The following is a 17,851-nucleotide window of genomic DNA, read 5'->3' as shown; positions in this document are numbered from 1 at the left end:
TGCTCGCGATGAACGATGATGAGGTCTTTCTGTTACACCGAGTCGCATCAATCGCGAGCAAGCTTTGCTCCTACAGGAATTGGTGCTGGGCGCGCAAAATGGCGGTTATCTTAAAGCAAAACGGCGACCATTGGCCGCCGTTTAGTGCATCTGTACAGTTTTAGACGGCTGGCGCCGGCTCAGGCTCGGCGGCCGGTTTGGGCAGCGAAGACAAGAACGCCATGATCAGCGCAGCCAGGTACGGCAGCGACTGCACCAGCAACATGGTCACCCAGAAGCGCATGTCGTTGCTCGGCAAGCCGTTCACCAGGAAAATCCCCAGTGCCGCGCCCCACAACAGCAGCATGATGAATACCTCTTCACGCGCCTCCGAAATCGCCACCCAGAAGCCGTGGTTGTCGGCGTTTTTCGGGGTGCGGAAGAACGGAATGCTGCTGGTGAAGAAGCCGTACAACACCGCTTTGGCAATCGTGTGCGACAGCGCCAGGCCCGCGAGCGCCGCGCAGAACGCATCCTTCAGATTGACCCCGACCGCCCGGCGGTAGAGGAAAATGATCTTGCCGACCTTGAACACGAACAACGCCAACGGCGGGATCGCGAAAATCAGCAGCGGTGGATCGACCCGTTGCGGCACGATGATCATCGCCGCCGACCACAACAGGGCGCCCACGGTGAAGAAGATGTTCATGCCGTCCGCGACCCACGGCAACCAGCCCGCGAGGAAGTGATAACGCTGGCCACGGGTCAGTTCGGTGTCCTTGCCGCGCAGCAGGCTGGCGGTGTGACGCTTGATGATCTGAATCGCCCCGTAGGCCCAGCGGAAACGCTGTTTCTTGAAGTCGATAAAGGTATCGGGCATCAGGCCTTTGCCGTAGCTGGTGTGGTAATACGCCGCCGACAGGCCTTTTTCGAAGACACGCAGACCCAACTCGGCGTCTTCACAGATGCACCAATCGGCCCAGCCGAGCTCTTCGAGCACCGAGCGCCGGGTCATGGTCATGGTGCCGTGCTGGATGATCGCGTCACGGTCGTTACGGGTGACCATGCCGATGTGGAAGAAGCCTTTGTATTCCGCGTAGCAAAGCTTCTTGAAGGTGCTTTCGTTCTGGTCGCGGTAATCCTGCGGCGACTGCACCACGGCGATTTTCGGATCGGCGAAGTGCGGCACCATGTGCTTGAGCCAGTTCGGGTCGACGCAGTAGTCCGAGTCGATCACCGCAATCACTTCGGCATCCTTGGCGGTGTGCGGGATCAGGTAATTCAGTGCACCACCCTTGAAGCCGGCCAGCGGTGCAACGTGGAAGAACTTGAAGCGCGGGCCGAGGGTTTCGCAATAATCGCGCACCGGTTCCCAGACCGCCGGGTCCTTGGTGTTGTTGTCGATGATCAGGACTTCGAAGTCCGGATAGTCGAGGTTGGCCAGGGCATTGAGGGTCTGTTTGACCATCTCCGGCGGCTCGTTGTAGCAAGGGACGTGGATCGAGACTTTTGGTCTGTAGTCCGAATCGCCCACCACCGGCAGGAATTCACGTCGGCGCTTGTGGGTCCAGACCGCTTCGGCCAGTTCATGTGCCTCGGTCAGCAGCACAATAAAGACCCCGAGCGCTCCGAGGGCGAGCAAGAAGCCCACCGTCAGGCTGAACCAGGTGCTGTATTGCTGACTGTAGTCGTAACCGATCCAGACCAGAACCGAACCGCACAGGAACGCGATAAAGGTCAGGAACGTGCGGCCACGTTGGCGCAGGGCCGAGCCGTCGATCATCAGCAAGGTCAAGGACAGCAAGGCCAGCACGGCCGAGCCGATTGCCAGCACGCGCCATTGCGGGATCGCGACCACGGGGCCTTCGAAGTTGAACTTCTGCTGGCGCGCGGCGTTGAACACACCCCAATACGCGCCCACCGAACCTTCGTCGCTGGCCTTCCACGGCTGGTCAAAGGCTTCGATCACGAAATAGTTGAAACCCTGGCGATTGAGTTTGTTGACCAGGGTGCGCAGGTAGATCGCCTGATCCGCCGGGCTCGCATCGGTGCCGCCACGCATGCGGCCGTTGCTCGGCCAGCCAACCTCCGAGAGCAGCAGCGGTTTTTTCGGGAACATCTTTTTCAGGTCGCGGGCGCGGTCGAGGACGAACTGACCGGCCTTGTCCACCGGGATGAATTCCCAATAAGGCAGAACGTGGGCGGCGATCAGGTCGACGTGCTTGGCCAGTTCCGGGTGTTCTTCCCAGACGTGCCATTGCTCGGACGTGGTCACCGGCACTTTCACGGCGGCGCGCACGCGATCGAGGATCACGCTCAGTTCCGCAGCGGTAATTTCCTTACGGAAGATCGCCTCGTTGCCTACAACCACGCGAACCACGCTGCGCGAGGTGTTGGCGATTTCGATGGCGCGGGTGATCTCGCGTTCGTTGCGTTCCTGGTCCGGGCTGATCCAGATCCCCAAAGTGACCCGCAGGCCGAATTCTTCAGCCAGTTTGGGAATGTCGCCCAGCGTGCCGTCGACCGAGTAAGTACGGATGTTGTCCGTCAGCTTGCTCATGATCTCCAGGTCACGACGCATTTGATCGTCGTTCGGGTACTGCTCTTTCTGTGGGTACTGGCCTTGCTGGAACGGCGAGTACGAGAAGCCGGAGATCTGTTCAGGCCAGTTGGGGGCGGTAACCGGGCGGTTGATTAGCGCCCAGAAGCCGGTAAACAAGGCTGCGATGGCGAGCACCACGACCAGGTTGAGTCCAAATTTGCGGGATGACATAGCTATTTCAGGTTCCAAAGACTGTGGAACGAAGGAACGGTTGGCGGTCGCCAAGGGGCGCGCATCCTACACCGGGCATTCTCTTTTCGTATAGCGGACAGGGAATTACCGGACATTGGGCAATTTGCTTTCACATAAGTTCTTACACTTGTAGATTGAAATTCAGAACTTGGCGCAGCGAAGCCCTATAATGCGCGCCGGTTTTTGGGGTAATGGTCATGAGTACAGAAGATCCGCGGTTTGCCGGCATCGCCCGTTTGTATGGCATCGAAGGCCTGGCGCGCCTGCGCGCGGCGCATGTGGCGATTGTCGGCGTCGGTGGCGTCGGTTCCTGGGCGGCGGAAGCTGTCGCCCGGTGTGGGGTGGGCGAGATTTCGCTGTTCGACCTGGACGACGTCTGCGTCAGCAACGTCAATCGCCAGTTGCACGCGCTGGACAGCACGGTCGGCAAACCCAAGGTTGAGGTGATGGCCGAGCGTCTGCGCGGGATCAACCCGGACTGCACGGTGCACGCCGTGGCGGATTTCGTCACCCGCGAGACCATGGCCGAGTACATCACGCCGAACATCGACTGCGTGATCGATTGCATCGACAGCGTTAACGCCAAGGCAGCGCTGATTGCCTGGTGCAAGCGCCGCAAGATCCAGATCATCACCACTGGCGGGGCAGGTGGGCAGATTGATCCGACGTTGATTCAGGTGTGCGATTTGAACCGTACGTTCAACGATCCGCTGGCGTCGAAAGTGCGTTCCACCTTGCGCCGCGATTATGGCTTCTCCCGCACCGTGACCCGTCATTACAGCGTGCCGTGTGTGTTCTCCACCGAGCAACTGCGCTACCCGAAACCGGATGGCAGCATTTGTCTGCAGAAGAGTTTTGTCGGTGATGGCGTGAAGCTGGACTGTGCCGGCGGGTTTGGTGCGGTGATGATGGTGACGGCGACGTTCGGCATGGTCGCGGCGACCAAGGCTGTGGATAAGATTGTTGCCGGGGTTCGGCGGCCTTCGGATCGGGTCAAGCCTGAGGTTTGATGGGTGGGGCTGATGGCCCCATCGCGGGCAAGCCCGCTCCCACATGAATCCGGATTGAATGCGAGATTTGAGTTCACCTCAACCCACTGTGGGAGCGGGCTTGCCCGCGATGGGCTGCGAAGCAGCCCCTTTTACTGAGCCAACTCATTCATCCGCTGGAGTACGGCATTCAGGCCATTGCTGCGCGACGGTGACAGCTGCCGCGAAAGGCCGAGCTGATTGAACCACTCTGGCAAATCCACCTGCCGCAACTCACCTGGCGACAATCCGTTGACCCGCGCCAGCAGCAACGCCACCAACCCGCGAATCAACCGGGCATCGCTGCTCGCCGCGAACTGCCAGTGACCGTCATTCAGTGAACCCACCAGCCACACCTGGCTTTCACAGCCATGCACCCGGTTGGTATCCACCTTATCCACATCGCTCAGCGCCGGCAGGCGGTCGCCCCATTGCATCAACAGGCGCGCCCGTTGTTCCCAGCCGGCAGCGTTCTGGAACGTGTCCAGCGCCGTCACAGCCTCGGCAGGCAAGTTCATCGCAGCAACTCCAGCGCCTGATCCAGCGCTTCAAAGAACCGCTCCAGGTCTTCGGAATCGTTGTAAAGCGCCAACGACACCCGGATCGCCCCGGCCAGCTCGAAGCTCTTGAGCAGCGGCATGGCGCAGTGATGACCCGCACGCACGGCAATCCCCTGTTCGGTCAGCAGATGCGCCAGATCAGAGTTATGCACACCCTCGACGACAAAACTGGCCAGCGCCAATTGCGGTTTGCCCAGCAGGCGAATGCCGTTTCGGGCTTCAAGTCCTTTCAGCAAATAGTCATGCAACGCCGCTTCGTGGGCGTTAACGGCGTCCTGATCGAGCCCGGCGAGGTAGTCCAGCGTCGCGCCCAGACCAATCACACTGGCAATCGGCGGCGTTCCTGCCTCGAAACCCAATGGGGCAGGGCGAAAGCGTGCGCCATGGTAATCCGCGTCCAGCACCATTTCGCCGCCGAACTGCCAATGACGCAGATGCTTGAGCGCCTCGTTGTGCCCGAACAGCACGCCCAGGCCATCGGGGCCATAGAGCTTGTGGCTGGAAAACACATAGAAGTCGCAACCCAGTGCTTGCACGTCATGCCGACCATGCACCACGCCTTGAGCGCCATCGACCACGGTCAACGCGTCGTGTGCCTTCGCCATCGCCAATAGGGCGGGCAACGGCTGCCAGGCGCCGAGCACGTTAGACAACTGACTGACGGCTAGCAAACGGGTTTGCGGACCGATCAGGCGTGCGGCGGCCTCAAGGTCGATCAAACCGTCGGCATCCAGCGGCAGGATCACCAGTTTCAGCTCGCGGCGGTGTGCCAGTTGCTGCCATGGCAGCAGGTTGGCGTGATGCTCCAGAGCGCTGATGACCAGCTCATCGCCCGGTTGGAAAAGATGTTCCAGGCCGTACGCCAGGAGGTTCAGCGCTGACGTCGCGCCATGGGTAAAAATAATCTGCCCGCAATCGCCGGCATTCAGCCATTGCGCGACTTTGCTGCGGCTGGCCTCGAACGCCTGGGTGGCATGGGCGCCGGGCAAGTGTTGCGCCCGATGCACGTTGGCCGCGCCGTTGGCGTAGTAATGCGTCAGGGCATCCAGCAGGGCTTGAGGTTTTTGCGTGGTGGCGGCGTTGTCCAGATAGGTCTGGTCTTGCCGTTGCAAAGCGGCGATGGCCGGAAAATCGGCGCGCCAGGGAGAGGGGATCATCATGTTATTCGGCCCTGGTAAACATGGGCGGGTAGACGCCTGACCATGTAGGAGCAGAGCTTGCTCGCGAAGCTTTTTGGCGGCCTTAAGGGCCCCATCGCGAGCAAGCTCTGCTCCTACACAGGTGATCGTGACGCTGCTTAGTTGTGAGCGTGCAGCGCTTCGTTCAGTTCGATGGCCGATTTGTGGGTTTTGCATTCCACGGCGCCGGTCTCCGAATTGCGACGGAACAACAGGTCAGGTTGACCGGCCAGTTCACGCGCCTTGACGACTTTGACCAGCTTGTTGTTTTCGTCCAGCAGCGCCACTTTGGTGCCGGCGGTCACGTACAGGCCAGACTCCACGGTGTTGCGGTCGCCCAACGGGATACCGATACCGGCGTTCGCGCCGATCAGGCAGCCTTCGCCGACCTTGATCACGATGTTGCCGCCACCCGACAGGGTGCCCATGGTCGAGCAACCGCCGCCCAGGTCCGAACCCTTGCCGACGAATACGCCTGCCGAAACACGACCTTCGATCATGCCCGGTCCTTCGGTGCCGGCGTTGAAGTTGACGAAACCTTCGTGCATCACGGTGGTGCCTTCGCCCACGTAGGCGCCCAGGCGGATACGTGCCGCGTCAGCGATACGTACGCCGGCCGGTACCACGTAGTCGGTCATTTTCGGGAACTTGTCCACCGAGAACACTTCCAGCAGCTCGCCGCGCAGACGGGCTTCCAGTTGATGCTCGGCCAGCTCGGCCAGGTCGATCGCGCCCTGGCTGGTCCATGCCACGTTCGGCAGCAACGGGAACACACCGGCCAGGTTCAGGCCATGTGGCTTGACCAGGCGGTGGGACAGCAAGTGCAGCTTGAGGTAAGCCTCAGGCGTGGAAGTCAGTTGAACGTCTTCGGCCAGAATCGTCGCGACCAGCGGCTTGTGGCTCTCGGCCAGACGGGTCAGCAGTGCAGCCTGGGCAGCGTCGACGCCTTTGAGTGCCTCGGCCAGTTGCGAAGCCTGGGCGGTGCTGAACGCGATGGCCTGATTGCCTTCGGTGTAGCCAAGAACAGGCGCGATGGCGGCGATGACTTCAGCCGATGGATTCAGGACAGGGGCGGCGTAGAACACTTCCAGCCATGCGCCTTGACGGTTTTGGGTGCCGACACCGAAGGCCACGCTGAACAGGGAATTGGACATGTGAATACCTCTAACAAAATTGAACGGGCTGGCTTACTTGAGCGCTGCCGCGTAGATATCTGGCTTGAAGCCAATCAGGGTTCGGTCACCGAGATCAAGCACCGGGCGCTTGATCATCGAGGGTTGTGCGAGCATCAGTTCGATGGCTTTCGACTGGTCGAGATCGGCTTTGCGTTCGTCGTCGAGCTTGCGAAAGGTCGTGCCTGCACGGTTCAACACCACTTCCCAACCGTGCTCATCGCACCATTGGGTCAGGTGTTCACGGTCGATGCCGACCGCTTTGTAATCATGGAAGTCATAGCTGGCAGCGTGTTCATCGAGCCAGGTGCGCGCCTTTTTCATGGTGTCGCAGGCTTTGATGCCGAAAAGGTGCAACGTTTTACTTGAAACGGTCAAGGAATTGCCCCCTTTGCAGGTGCTGGAAATGAAAGGTCTGGGATTATGCCATGGCCTCTCGGTTAAAACCCAAAACCTGTGGAAGCGAGCAGGCTCCCTTCCGCAGGGATTTCGGTGTTGAAAGGTGGTCTGCGCTGGAGTGCGGCATGGGTGCCGCGGCCAGGATGCAGTCTAAGCGGCTAATGTGGCACTTCAATGCTGTCGATTGCCTGGGGGGCGACGGTTTATGCAAGCGCCGACTACATCCTGATGTGGGGTCGGCGTTTCGCGCTTGATCGGAGGGCGGTGAGCGCGACTCAAGCCGCGTTGGCGGCTGAGCTCAAGGCGTGGATCAAGTCTGGAAATCGGCATCTGCTGGCAGTGTTCAAAGTAATCAGCGGCCGATTCGACAGTGTTCTAACGCGGGTAAATCGAGCTGATGAATTGGATGTCCTGTTCGGAAAGCCCAATGTTGCGGGGGATGGCTTTTTTGTCCCACATGACACTGGCGGGAAAGGAGTAATGCATGATTGATGTTGGGTCATAGGTCAATTGATGACCCTGGCTTCGATGGAATTTTTTCAGAACGTTCAGGTAAATCTGTTCCTCGGTCCAGCCAGCCTTTTTGAATTCTCTGTAAATGGCCGGTGTATTCCAGTCCAGCGTCGCGTCAGGGTGTTGGTGTTCATGCTCGACTCCGAGGGCATGACCGAACTCATGCATGACAATAGTGGCGAATAACGGAGATTCATAATCGATCCCCACTACCATCGTGGGACTGTGCTTCGGCGTTTTTAGCGCATCTGTGCCGAGTTCCGAGGAGCCCGCGCCATTTTTCAGGTGGGAGAGTAGTATCCGGATATCCCCTTCATACAGTTCATCATTATCGTCAAGTTCAATGAATTCAAATTTCAGATTGACGTGGGGTGCCCACTGGTTGATTGCATTGACGACGGCTTGAAACATCGCTTCGTCATAGCGAGTGATGGCGATACGCAAAGTTTGCCCGTTAGTCCAGAATTTATTACTTATCCCGATGCTTCGTGTTGATCGAGTTGAGCTCGTGTCAGTGGTGTCGGGAGGAGTGCAAGGTGTTGGAAACGTCATGGTTATTTATTTGCCTGGTCTTTGATGTTGAGTAGTTGAAGTGTGTTTTGCAGGTTGTACGCGATACGAAGTTGATGAAGTGTGCGTTGGGCTATTTTTAAGTGGTATCTGCGCGGATAGAAAGAGCGAGGGTGTTTCGGTGTGTGTTTGATTTGGAAAGCTCCGCATCGCATTAAGTAATGCGGAGTGGAAATAGGTGTTGTCAGTGCGATTGTATTTGTCAGTGCTTCGGGTAAAGCAACTTCATAAGGCGCTTGTCTTTTTTACTGATTGTGCGGTTGGTGAGGATTTTCCAGTTGCCTGTCGTTAATGTATTGGCGACGGGGTAGTGCATGATGGACTTTCTGTCATACGGCGTATAAAGCGCTGACAGGGAGTTGAATGGAGTGAAAATGTTTCTATCGACTTCTTCTTTGCTTAATGGGTTCATCGCTCGGTTCTGATAGAACTCATACACCTTTGGTTTGTCCCAGGGGATCCTGGCGTCGGGATGCTGATGTTCGTGCATCGCACCTAATGCATGCCCGAACTCGTGAGTGACGATCACGTCGAAATCTTCATGTTCGGGAGGGACCCCCAGGTTCATGGTCGGCCAGTCCGGATGAATCAATAGTGCGTCGGTACCCAGCATTGAACTGTTGTCGTTATTCTTTGTGGCTATTCGGATGTCACCTTTGAGCCCTTCAACGAACTCAAAGGTCAGGTTGATGTACGGCAACCATTGATTGGCCGCCTTGATGATTTTCTGTTTGTGTTCATCGTTGGGTGCGTCGATAAAGGCGATTTTAAGTGTGCGCCCATTTGCCCAGAGCTTTGAGTAGTCAACCAGCGAGCGTTTGCGTCGAGTGCCGCTGGCGGTGCCGGCATTCTGCGGGTTTTCGTTAATGGCCGTGTCATAGGCTTGTTGGTCGTCGTACCATTGGATAAGTGTGCAGTTTTCAATGCTGTTCATTGGCTACTTCTTCCATGAAGTGAGAGTGATTGTGATGTTTTTGCGCACAGTAATGTGCTGCATGAGAGTAATGGGCGCTCTGCAGTTCGGTAAGGTTTATTTTCAGGTGATATGTAACTGACTATAAAAGAAAGCCCGCACTACCTTGCGTAATGCGGGCCGGGATACTTACTTGCGGCGTTTGATGAAATCGCGAATTCGCTCGGCCGCTTCAACACATTCGGCCAGTGGCGCAACCAGTGCCAACCGCACACGACCAGCGCCCGGATTGGCCCCATCGACGTTACGGGATAGATAAGAACCTGGCACCACCGTTACATGTTCTTCGACAAACAGGTCACGGCAGAACGCTTCGTCATCGCCTTCAACATTCGGCCACAAGTAGAAGCCGCCGTCCGGGCGCTGTACGTCCATCACCGGGCTGAGGATTTCCAGCACGGCATCATATTTCTCGCGATACAACACGCGGTTGGCGCGCACGTGCACTTCGTCATTCCACGCGGCCACGCTGGCCAGTTGGGTTTGAACCGGCATCGCGCAACCGTGGTAGGTGCGATACAGCAAAAAGCCCTTGAGGATGTCGGCATCGCCCGCCACGAAACCCGAGCGCAGGCCCGGCAGGTTGGAGCGTTTGGACAGGCTATGGAACACCACGCAGCGCTTGAAATCCTTGCGACCCAGTTCCACGCAAACGCTGAGCAGGCCGGCCGGCGGCGTTTGCTCGTCAAAGTACAGTTCGCTGTAGCACTCGTCAGCGGCGATTACGAAGTCGTATTCGTCGGCCAGTGCGATCAGCTTTTTCAGCGTCTCGACCGGAATCAGTGCGCCGGTCGGGTTGCCCGGGGAGCACAGGAACAGGATCTGGCAGCGCTTCCAGATGTCGGGCGAAACGGCGTCGAAGTCCGGGTTGAAGCCGTTTTCGTCAAGGCATGGCAGGTAATGCGGCTTGGCGCCGGCGAGGAACGCAGCACCTTCGTAGATCTGATAGAACGGGTTCGGGCTGACCACCAACGCGTCTTCGCCACGGTTGACCACGGTTTGGGTGAAGGCGAACAACGCTTCACGGGTGCCGTTGACCGGCAGCACGTTGCGCGCCGGGTCGAGCCAGCCGCCCGGAACGCTGAAACGCCGTTCGCACCATGCGGCGATGGCTTCACGCAGGGCCGGGATGCCGAGGGTGGTCGGGTACACGGCCATCTGATCCAGATTGCTGGCCAGGGCTTCGGCGACAAAGCTTGGCGAGCGGTGTTTCGGCTCGCCGATGGACAACGCGATAGGGCGCTTGTCCGGGTTTGGCGTGACGCTGCCGAGCAGGGCGCGGAGCTTCTCGAACGGGTAGGGCTGCAACTGGGTCAGAGCGTTGTTCATCGTAAATCTCGTTCGGTGTGGGGGCTGGCTTTTGTTGGAGCCGGGCTTGCCCGCGATGCAGGCGCCTCGGTTTGTCAGGTGCACCGAGGTGATGCTATCGCGGGCCAGCCCGGCTCCTACATAAGCGTTTTCCCACAGGGAAAGTTGGTTAATTCAGATACTGAGTCGTGACAGTTTGATATCGGGTTCGTGGCTGACGCTCAGTTGTTCAACGATTGCATCCTGCAAGCGGCTGCACAGCAGCGGGTCAGACAACTGCTGGTTATTGGCGTCGGTAATGAAGAACACGTCCTCCACCCGCTCACCCAGCGTGGCAATCTTGGCGTTTTGCAGCGATAGGTCGAACTCCAGGAAGATCGTGCCGATCCGCGCCAACAGGCCCGGACGGTCGGGGGCGGTGAGTTCCAGCACGGTCACCGGACGTTGAGCGTCGTTGTGAATCGTGACCTGGGGCGCAAAGGCAAAATGCTTGAGCTGGCGCGGCACCCGGCGCTGAATGATGGTCGGGTAGTCGTCCGGGTTGCGCAGGGCTTCGGTCAGGCCATCGCGGATCTGCTTGACCCGCGCCGGGTTATCACCAATCGAGTCGCCGTCGGTGTCGAGCACAATATAGGTGTCGAGGGTGAACTGGCTGCTGGAGGTGATGACCCGGGCGTCGTGAATGTTCAAGTTGAGCTGGTCCATCGCCGCCACGGTCACGGCGAAGAAATCGTGTTGGTCCGGCGCATAAATAAAGATCTGAGTGCCGCCCTCGAACTCGCGCTGCGTGGTTTCCTTGATCAGCACCAGCGGCCCGCCGTCGGCAGGTTGTTGCAAGATCGCGTCGGTGTGCCAGGCGACGTCGCCAGCGGTGTGGCGCAGGAAATAGTCATCGCCTAGTTGTGACCACAGCTGTTCGACATCGTCCGGATCGTTTCCGCCGCGCACAAGGATGTCCAGGGCGGCGCTCTGGGTCTGACGGATCTGCATTTCACGATCCACCGGATTTTCCAGGCCGCGGCGCAGGGCGCGCTTGGTCTCGGTATACAGTTGGCGCAACAGGCTGGCGCGCCACGAGTTCCACAGGGTCGGATTGGTCGCGTTGATGTCGGCTACGGTCAGCACGTACAGATAATCGAGGCGGGTTTCGTCACCGACGGCCTGTGCGAAATCGTGGATCACCTGCGGGTCGGACAAGTCCTTGCGCTGGGCGGTGGTCGACATCGCCAGGTGGTTTTGCACCAGCCAGACGATCAGGCGGCTGTCCCACACCGGCAACTGATGGCGTTGGCAGAAAGCCTCTGCATCCACCGCGCCGATTTCCGAGTGGTCGCCATGGCGGCCCTTGCCGATGTCGTGGTAGAGCCCGGCCATGTAGATCAGCTCGGGCTTGGGCAGCTTGGCCATGAGCTTGGCGGCCAGCGGGAATTTTTCCGATACCTGGCTGTACTGCAACTTACGCAGGTGTTTGATCAGGTTCAGGGTGTGCGCGTCGACCGTATAGATATGGAACAGGTCGTGCTGCATCTGCCCGACGATCAAGCCGAACTCCGGCAGATAGCGCCCGAGAATGCCGTAACGGTTCATCCGGCGCAGGTTGCGGTGGATGCCGATCTTGCACTTGAACAGCTCGATAAACAGGCTGGTGTTACGAATGTCGTTACGGAATTCGTCGTCGATCAGGTGACGGTTCTCGCGCAGCAGACGGATGGTATCGGCGCGCACGCCTTTGATTTCCGGTTGCTGGGCCATCAACACAAAGATTTCCAGCATGGCGAACGGCGTACGACGGAACACGTTGTCGTTGCGTGCCTCGATATAACCGTCGTGCAGCTGGAACCGCGAGTTGATGGGCTGCGGCGGCGCTTCATCGTCCGGGGCGAGGATGACTTCTTCGAAGTGCTGAATGATCAGGTCGCTGAGCTGCGCAATGCTCATGACCACCCGGTAATATTGCTGCATGAAGTTTTCGATGGCTTGCTTGGCGTCATCGCCAACGAAGCCCAGCAGCCCGGCAATCGAACGCTGGTGATCGAACAGCAAGCGATCCTCGGAGCGACCGGCGAGCATGTGCAGCGCGTAACGGACCTTCCACAGGAATTCCTGGGACGAGGCGAGCAGGGCGTTTTCACTCTCTACCAGAAAACCTTCGCCAGCCAGTGCACGCAGGTTCAGGGTGCCGTATTCACGACGGGCTACCCAGAGAATCGTCTGGATGTCCCGTAATCCGCCCGGCGAGCCTTTGACGTTGGGTTCCAGGTTGTATTCGGTGTCGTTGTATTTGTGGTGGCGGGCCTTCTGCTCGGCGCGCTTGGCCAGGAAGAAGTCCTTGCTCGGCCACATGTGCGCGGTGCTGGTGACATCCAGCATGCGCTGGCGCAGGCGCTCAGGGCCGCAGATGGTGCGGCTTTCCATCAGGTTGGTGACCACCGTCAGGTCGGCGCGGGCCTCAACGGCGCATTCGTCCACCGAGCGCACGCTCTGACCGACTTCCAGGCCGATGTCCCAGAGCAAGGTCAGAAAACGTTCGATGGAATCGCGGAAAACTTCGTGATCGGCGCTGTCCAGAAGGATCAGCAAATCGATGTCGGAATAAGGGTGCAGTTCACCGCGACCATAGCCACCGACCGCGACCAGCGCGATGTCGGCGTCTTCACTCCAGTTAAACTGCTCCCAGGCCTTTTGCAGGATGTTATCGACGAACCAGGCGCGGTCCTCGATCAGCCGGCGAATGTCGCGGCCGCTGCGAAAGCGCCCGTCGAGCACCTCGCGGGCCTGGCGGATCGCCTTCTTGAAGGCTGAAATCGGGCTTGCCTTCAGGGCCAGTTCAGCCTGGAACTGGCCGCGGTCGAAGAGTTCGGGATCCACCTGCGGCATCGATTGGCTTTCCTGTCTATAAGGCTGAGAGCTTTGCGGAACGGATCAGGCCGAAACGCGCGCGATGGTGTCGTCGGCGCGCAGGGTGAAGATCTCGTAACCGGTTTCGGTAACCAGCAGGGTGTGCTCCCACTGGGCCGACAGCTTGCGGTCCTTGGTGATCGCGGTCCAGCCATCGCCCAGCACTTTGGTGTCGGCCTTGCCCTGGTTGATCATCGGTTCGATGGTGAAGGTCATGCCCGCCTTGAGTTCCATGCCGGTGCCGGCGCGGCCGTAATGCAGGATCTGCGGCTCTTCGTGGAACACTTTGCCGATACCGTGACCGCAGAACTCGCGAACCACCGAGAAGCCGTTCTTTTCCGCGTGCTTCTGGATGATTTCGCCGATGTCGCCAAGGCGGCAGCCGGGTTTGACGATTTCAATCGCCTTGTACATGCATTCCTGGGTCACTTGCGACAGGCGCTCGGCCCAGACCGGCACGGTGCCGACGTGGAACATGCGGCTGGTATCACCGTGATAACCGTCCTTGATGACGGTGACGTCGATGTTCAGCGTGTCGCCATCCTTCAGCGGCTTCTCGTTCGGAATGCCGTGGCAGACAACGTGGTTGATCGAAGTGCAGATCGACTTCGGGTAACCCTTGTAGTTGAGCGGCGCAGGAATGGCTTTCTGTTCGTTGACGATGTAGTCGTGGCAGATGCGATCCAGCTCTTCGGTGGTAATGCCCGGTTTGACATGTTCGGCAATCATTTCCAGCACATCGGCGGCCAGTTTGCCGGCGATGCGCATTTTTGCGATGTCCTCTGGGGTTTTGAGGGTGACGGTCATACAGGCTCTCTCTGCGCTCAATGGCGCTTGTCAAAACGAAATGGGCGGTGTGCGATTGATCTGCGCAGCCCTGAAAAACCTGATTCTATCAGACGATCAGCGCAAATCTGAGCCTCAGTGCTTAGCATCTCTCTATAGATAGGCGCATTCTTGATGATTCCAAGGGGCGATTTAAGACGCGCGTCCGGATTTGAGAATCCGGGTTCCGTTTTTGCGAGCCTTGTGGTATAAAATGCGCCGCTTTCCGGGGATACCCCGAAAGGCTTAAATCCACACACGTGTCGACACGATGACCTGGGTGCCTTCAGCTGATGCTGCTGGTTGGTCATTGGGATACGTGGAGGCCAAACCCGACTTATTAAGGAACTATCATGTCCCAAGTCAACATGCGCGATATGCTGAAGGCCGGTGTGCACTTCGGTCACCAAACCCGTTACTGGAACCCGAAAATGGGTAAATACATTTTCGGCGCGCGTAACAAGATCCACATCATCAACCTTGAAAAAACCCTGCCAATGTTCAACGAAGCTCTGACTTTCGTAGAGCGTCTGGCCCAGGGCAAAAACAAGATTCTGTTCGTCGGCACCAAGCGTTCCGCTGGCAAGATCGTTGCTGAAGAAGCAGCACGTTGCGGTTCGCCGTACGTCGATCACCGCTGGTTGGGCGGCATGCTGACCAACTTCAAAACCATCCGTGCTTCCATCAAGCGTCTGCGTGACCTTGAAGTACAAGCCGAAGACGGTACTTTCGCCAAGCTGACCAAGAAAGAAGCGCTGATGCGCACTCGCGATCTTGAGAAGCTCGATCGTTCCCTGGGTGGTATCAAGGACATGGGCGGTCTGCCAGACGCTCTGTTCGTTATCGACGTTGATCACGAGCGCATCGCGATCACCGAAGCCAACAAGCTGGGCATCCCGGTTATCGGCGTAGTCGATACCAACAGCAGCCCGGAAGGCGTTGACTACATCATCCCAGGCAACGATGACGCAATCCGCGCTATCCAGCTGTACATGGGTTCGATGGCTGACGCTGTAATCCGCGGTCGCAACCACGTTGCTGGCGGCACCGAGCAGTTCGTTGAAGAAGCTCCGGTAGCAGCAGCTGAGTAATTGACGCCTTGGCGTTGACTCAGTAAGCAAAAAGGGGGCTTGGCCCCCTTTTTGCCACCTCGAAAACCGTTTGTCGGCCCCGCACTTGCAGAGCTGTAACGTGCAGCGGCTTACAACGGTGGTTCGGGAAGAATTGATCGCCCGTTCGATCGGGTGGAATGGTTGAAAACCTATCCAAGAGGATTTTGAAAATGGCAGCAATTACTGCAGCGTTGGTTAAAGAACTGCGTGAGCGTACCGGCGAAGGCATGATGGATTGCAAGAAAGCCCTGGAAAAGGCTGACGGCGACATCGAAAAAGCCATTGATGATATGCGTGCTTCCGGCGCAATCAAGGCTGCCAAGAAAGCAGGCAACGTGGCTGCAGAAGGCGCTATCGCTCTGAAAGAAGACGGCAAATCTGCTGTTCTGCTGGAAGTAAACTCGCAGACTGACTTCCTGGCCCTGCAGGACGACTTCAAGGCATTTGTTGCTGCTAGCGTTGAAAAAGCGTTCGCCGACAAACTGACTGACGTCGCTCCGTTGATCGCCGCTCAAGAAGCTGATCGCCTGGTATTGGTTGGCAAGGTTGGCGAAAACGTCAACATCCGTCGCCTGGTACGCGTTGAAGGTGATGTTGTTGGTGGTTACCTGCACGGCAACAAGATCGGTGTTGCAGTTGTCCTGAAAGGCGGCAACGTTGAACTGGCCAAAGACATCGCTATGCACGTAGCGGCCAGCAACCCAGAGTTCCTGCTGCCTTCGGAAGTTTCTGCCGAAGCGATCGAGCGTGAAAAAGCTGTGTTCCTGCAGCTGAACGAAGAAAAAATCAAAGGCAAGCCAGAAAACATCGTTGAAAACATGGTCAAAGGCCGTATCAGCAAGTTCCTGGCCGAAGCCAGCCTGGTTGAGCAGGCGTTCGTCAAGAACCCTGAAATCAAGGTCGGCGAGCTGGCCAAGAAAGCCGGTGCTGAAATCGTTTCTTTCACCTACTTCAAAGTAGGCGAAGGCATCGAGAAGCCAGTCGACAACTTCGCTGAAGAAGTTGCCGCTCAACTGGCTGCTGCCAAGCAGTAAGACGGTTTTTTAACTGTCGCCCTGAAGAGGCTGCCCGCTTACGCGCGCAGCCTCTTTTCAGATGGGGCACCAATTTTTAATTGGTTTCCCTTTGGAACTGGCTTACAAAGCCATGTTCCGATGGCGCTGAAGCAGCGCCAAGCTAGAGTGAGCGCAGCTGTAAACAGCTCGCAAAGAATTTTTAAAATACGCCGCAGGAGAGATTCGCAATGGCTCAGCAGGGCAGTGGTTATCAGGCTCGCTATAAACGCATTCTACTCAAGCTTAGCGGCGAGGCCCTGATGGGCTCGGAAGAGTTCGGGATCGATCCGAAAGTTCTGGATCGCATGGCGCTGGAAGTCGGCCAATTGGTCGGTATCGGTGTTCAGGTTGGTCTGGTGATCGGTGGTGGTAACCTGTTCCGCGGTGCGGCGCTGAGCGCGGCCGGCATGGATCGGGTAACTGGCGACCACATGGGCATGCTGGCCACTGTGATGAACGCCTTGGCCATGCGCGATGCGCTGGAGCGTGCCAATATCTCGGCCATCGTGATGTCGGCCATTTCCATGGTAGGCGTGACCGATCACTATGATCGCCGCAAAGCCATGCGCCATCTGAACGCCAAAGAGGTCGTGATTTTCGCGGCCGGTACCGGTAATCCGTTTTTCACCACGGATTCGGCAGCTTGCTTGCGAGCGATCGAAATCGACGCCGATGTCGTGCTCAAGGCGACCAAGGTCGATGGCGTCTACACCGCTGACCCGTTCAAAGACCCGCATGCCGAGAAGTTCGATCATCTGACTTACGATGAAGTGCTGGATCGCAAGCTGGGCGTGATGGATCTGACGGCTATTTGCCTGTGTCGCGACCACAAGATGCCGTTGCGCGTCTTTAACATGAACAAGCCCGGCGCCTTGCTGAACATCGTGCATGGCGGCGCTGAAGGGACCCTGATCGAGGAAGGCCAACAATGATCAACGAAATCAAGAAAGACGCTAAAGAGCGTATGCAAAAATCCGTGGAATCGCTGGCGCACAACTTTGGCCGTATCCGTACGGGCCAGGCGCACCCAAGCATTCTGGAGGGTGTGATGGTTCCTTACTACGGTTCCGACACGCCGATCAAGCAAGTGGCGAACATTACTGTCAAAGACGCCCGTACCCTGCAAGTCGTTGCCTTTGAGCGCAACATGCTGGGTGCTGTCGACAAAGCCATTGGCAGTGCCGGTCTGAACCTGAACCCGACCAACCTGGGTGAGTTGCTGCTGATCAGCATGCCGGCCTTGACTGAAGAAACCCGCCGCGGTTTCACCAAGCAGGCTCGCGATGTCGCTGAAGACGCCCGTGTTGCAGTGCGCAACATCCGTCGTGATGCGAACAGTCAGCTCAAGGACCTGGTCAAGGAAAAAGAAATCAGTGAAGACGAAGAGCGTCGTGCCACCGGCGAGATTGATGATCTGACCAAGAAATTCGTGGCTGAAATCGACGCGAAGCTGGCAGAGAAAGAAAAAGACCTGATGGCCGTATAAG

15 protein-coding genes are annotated in these 17,851 nt (G+C 57.9%); 5 read left to right on the top strand and 10 right to left on the bottom strand.

Going from position 1 to position 17,851, the window contains the following annotated elements; all coding sequences use genetic code 11:
• Positions 1-160 precede the first annotated feature (160 nt).
• Positions 161-2,752: a glycosyltransferase gene (locus tag BMS17_RS09010; RefSeq protein ID WP_046029168.1), complete on the bottom strand. Its 2,592-nt coding sequence runs from the start codon at positions 2,750-2,752 to the stop codon at positions 161-163.
• A gap of 212 nt (positions 2,753-2,964) precedes the next feature.
• On the opposite strand from BMS17_RS09010, the gene tcdA reads away from it, so the two are divergent.
• Positions 2,965-3,783, top strand: coding sequence for a tRNA cyclic N6-threonylcarbamoyladenosine(37) synthase TcdA (gene tcdA / locus BMS17_RS09005; RefSeq protein WP_046029170.1), 819 nt, complete (start codon positions 2,965-2,967; stop codon positions 3,781-3,783).
• A gap of 131 nt (positions 3,784-3,914) precedes the next feature.
• Here tcdA and BMS17_RS09000 read toward each other — a convergent pair whose 3' ends face one another.
• From BMS17_RS09000 to map, 9 genes are all read right to left on the bottom strand, one after another.
• Positions 3,915-4,319, bottom strand: a complete 405-nt coding sequence (locus BMS17_RS09000; protein WP_077430793.1) for a SufE family protein — start codon at positions 4,317-4,319, stop codon at positions 3,915-3,917.
• Entirely contained in the window at positions 4,316-5,521 is a 1,206-nt protein-coding gene (locus tag BMS17_RS08995; RefSeq protein WP_046029174.1) for an aminotransferase class V-fold PLP-dependent enzyme, read from the bottom strand. Before BMS17_RS08995 ends, BMS17_RS09000 begins: the two co-directional genes overlap by 4 nt.
• 137 nt (positions 5,522-5,658) lie before the next feature.
• Positions 5,659-6,693 carry a 2,3,4,5-tetrahydropyridine-2,6-dicarboxylate N-succinyltransferase gene (gene dapD / locus BMS17_RS08990; protein WP_046029176.1) on the bottom strand — a complete coding sequence of 345 codons (1,035 nt, stop codon included), beginning with the start codon at positions 6,691-6,693 and terminating at the stop codon, positions 5,659-5,661.
• A gap of 33 nt (positions 6,694-6,726) precedes the next feature.
• On the bottom strand, positions 6,727-7,089 hold the full coding sequence (locus tag BMS17_RS08985; protein WP_046029180.1) for an ArsC family reductase: 363 nt from the start codon (positions 7,087-7,089) through the stop codon (positions 6,727-6,729).
• 396 nt (positions 7,090-7,485) lie between these two features.
• Positions 7,486-8,067, bottom strand: a complete 582-nt coding sequence (locus BMS17_RS08980) for a M12 family metallopeptidase (RefSeq protein WP_052961878.1) — start codon at positions 8,065-8,067, stop codon at positions 7,486-7,488.
• Positions 8,068-8,395: 328 nt separating this feature from the next.
• Positions 8,396-9,127 (bottom strand): M12 family metallopeptidase, encoded by a 732-nt coding sequence (locus tag BMS17_RS08975; RefSeq protein ID WP_046029184.1) that lies wholly within the window; start codon positions 9,125-9,127, stop codon positions 8,396-8,398.
• 168 nt (positions 9,128-9,295) lie between these two features.
• Positions 9,296-10,495, bottom strand: a complete 1,200-nt coding sequence (gene dapC / locus BMS17_RS08970; RefSeq protein WP_046029185.1) for a succinyldiaminopimelate transaminase — start codon at positions 10,493-10,495, stop codon at positions 9,296-9,298.
• 153 nt (positions 10,496-10,648) lie between these two features.
• Positions 10,649-13,351, bottom strand: a complete 2,703-nt coding sequence (locus BMS17_RS08965) for a [protein-PII] uridylyltransferase (protein WP_046029186.1) — start codon at positions 13,349-13,351, stop codon at positions 10,649-10,651.
• Positions 13,352-13,396: 45 nt separating this feature from the next.
• Positions 13,397-14,179, bottom strand: coding sequence for a type I methionyl aminopeptidase (gene map, locus BMS17_RS08960; protein ID WP_046029187.1), 783 nt, complete (start codon positions 14,177-14,179; stop codon positions 13,397-13,399).
• Between the two features lie 371 nt (positions 14,180-14,550).
• On the opposite strand from map, the gene rpsB reads away from it, so the two are divergent.
• The 4 genes from rpsB to frr all read left to right on the top strand — a co-directional run bounded on the left by rpsB (position 14,551) and on the right by frr (position 17,850).
• Positions 14,551-15,288, top strand: coding sequence for a 30S ribosomal protein S2 (gene rpsB / locus BMS17_RS08955; RefSeq protein WP_003219330.1), 738 nt, complete (start codon positions 14,551-14,553; stop codon positions 15,286-15,288).
• Positions 15,289-15,479: 191 nt separating this feature from the next.
• Positions 15,480-16,343, top strand: coding sequence for a translation elongation factor Ts (tsf, locus tag BMS17_RS08950; RefSeq protein ID WP_027604480.1), 864 nt, complete (start codon positions 15,480-15,482; stop codon positions 16,341-16,343).
• Positions 16,344-16,552: 209 nt separating this feature from the next.
• Positions 16,553-17,296, top strand: a complete 744-nt coding sequence (gene pyrH / locus BMS17_RS08945) for a UMP kinase (RefSeq protein ID WP_003172271.1) — start codon at positions 16,553-16,555, stop codon at positions 17,294-17,296.
• A complete protein-coding gene (frr, locus tag BMS17_RS08940) occupies positions 17,293-17,850 on the top strand; it encodes a ribosome recycling factor (protein ID WP_046029188.1) in 558 nt (185 codons plus the stop codon). Before pyrH ends, frr begins: the two co-directional genes overlap by 4 nt.
• Position 17,851: the final 1 nt, after the last annotated feature.

Source organism: Pseudomonas sp. C9 (genome assembly GCF_002000165.1).
GTDB lineage: Bacteria > Pseudomonadota > Gammaproteobacteria > Pseudomonadales > Pseudomonadaceae > Aquipseudomonas.
The sequence above is the reverse complement of the archived record's forward strand: the minus strand, read 5'-3'. Positions and strand labels throughout refer to the sequence as shown.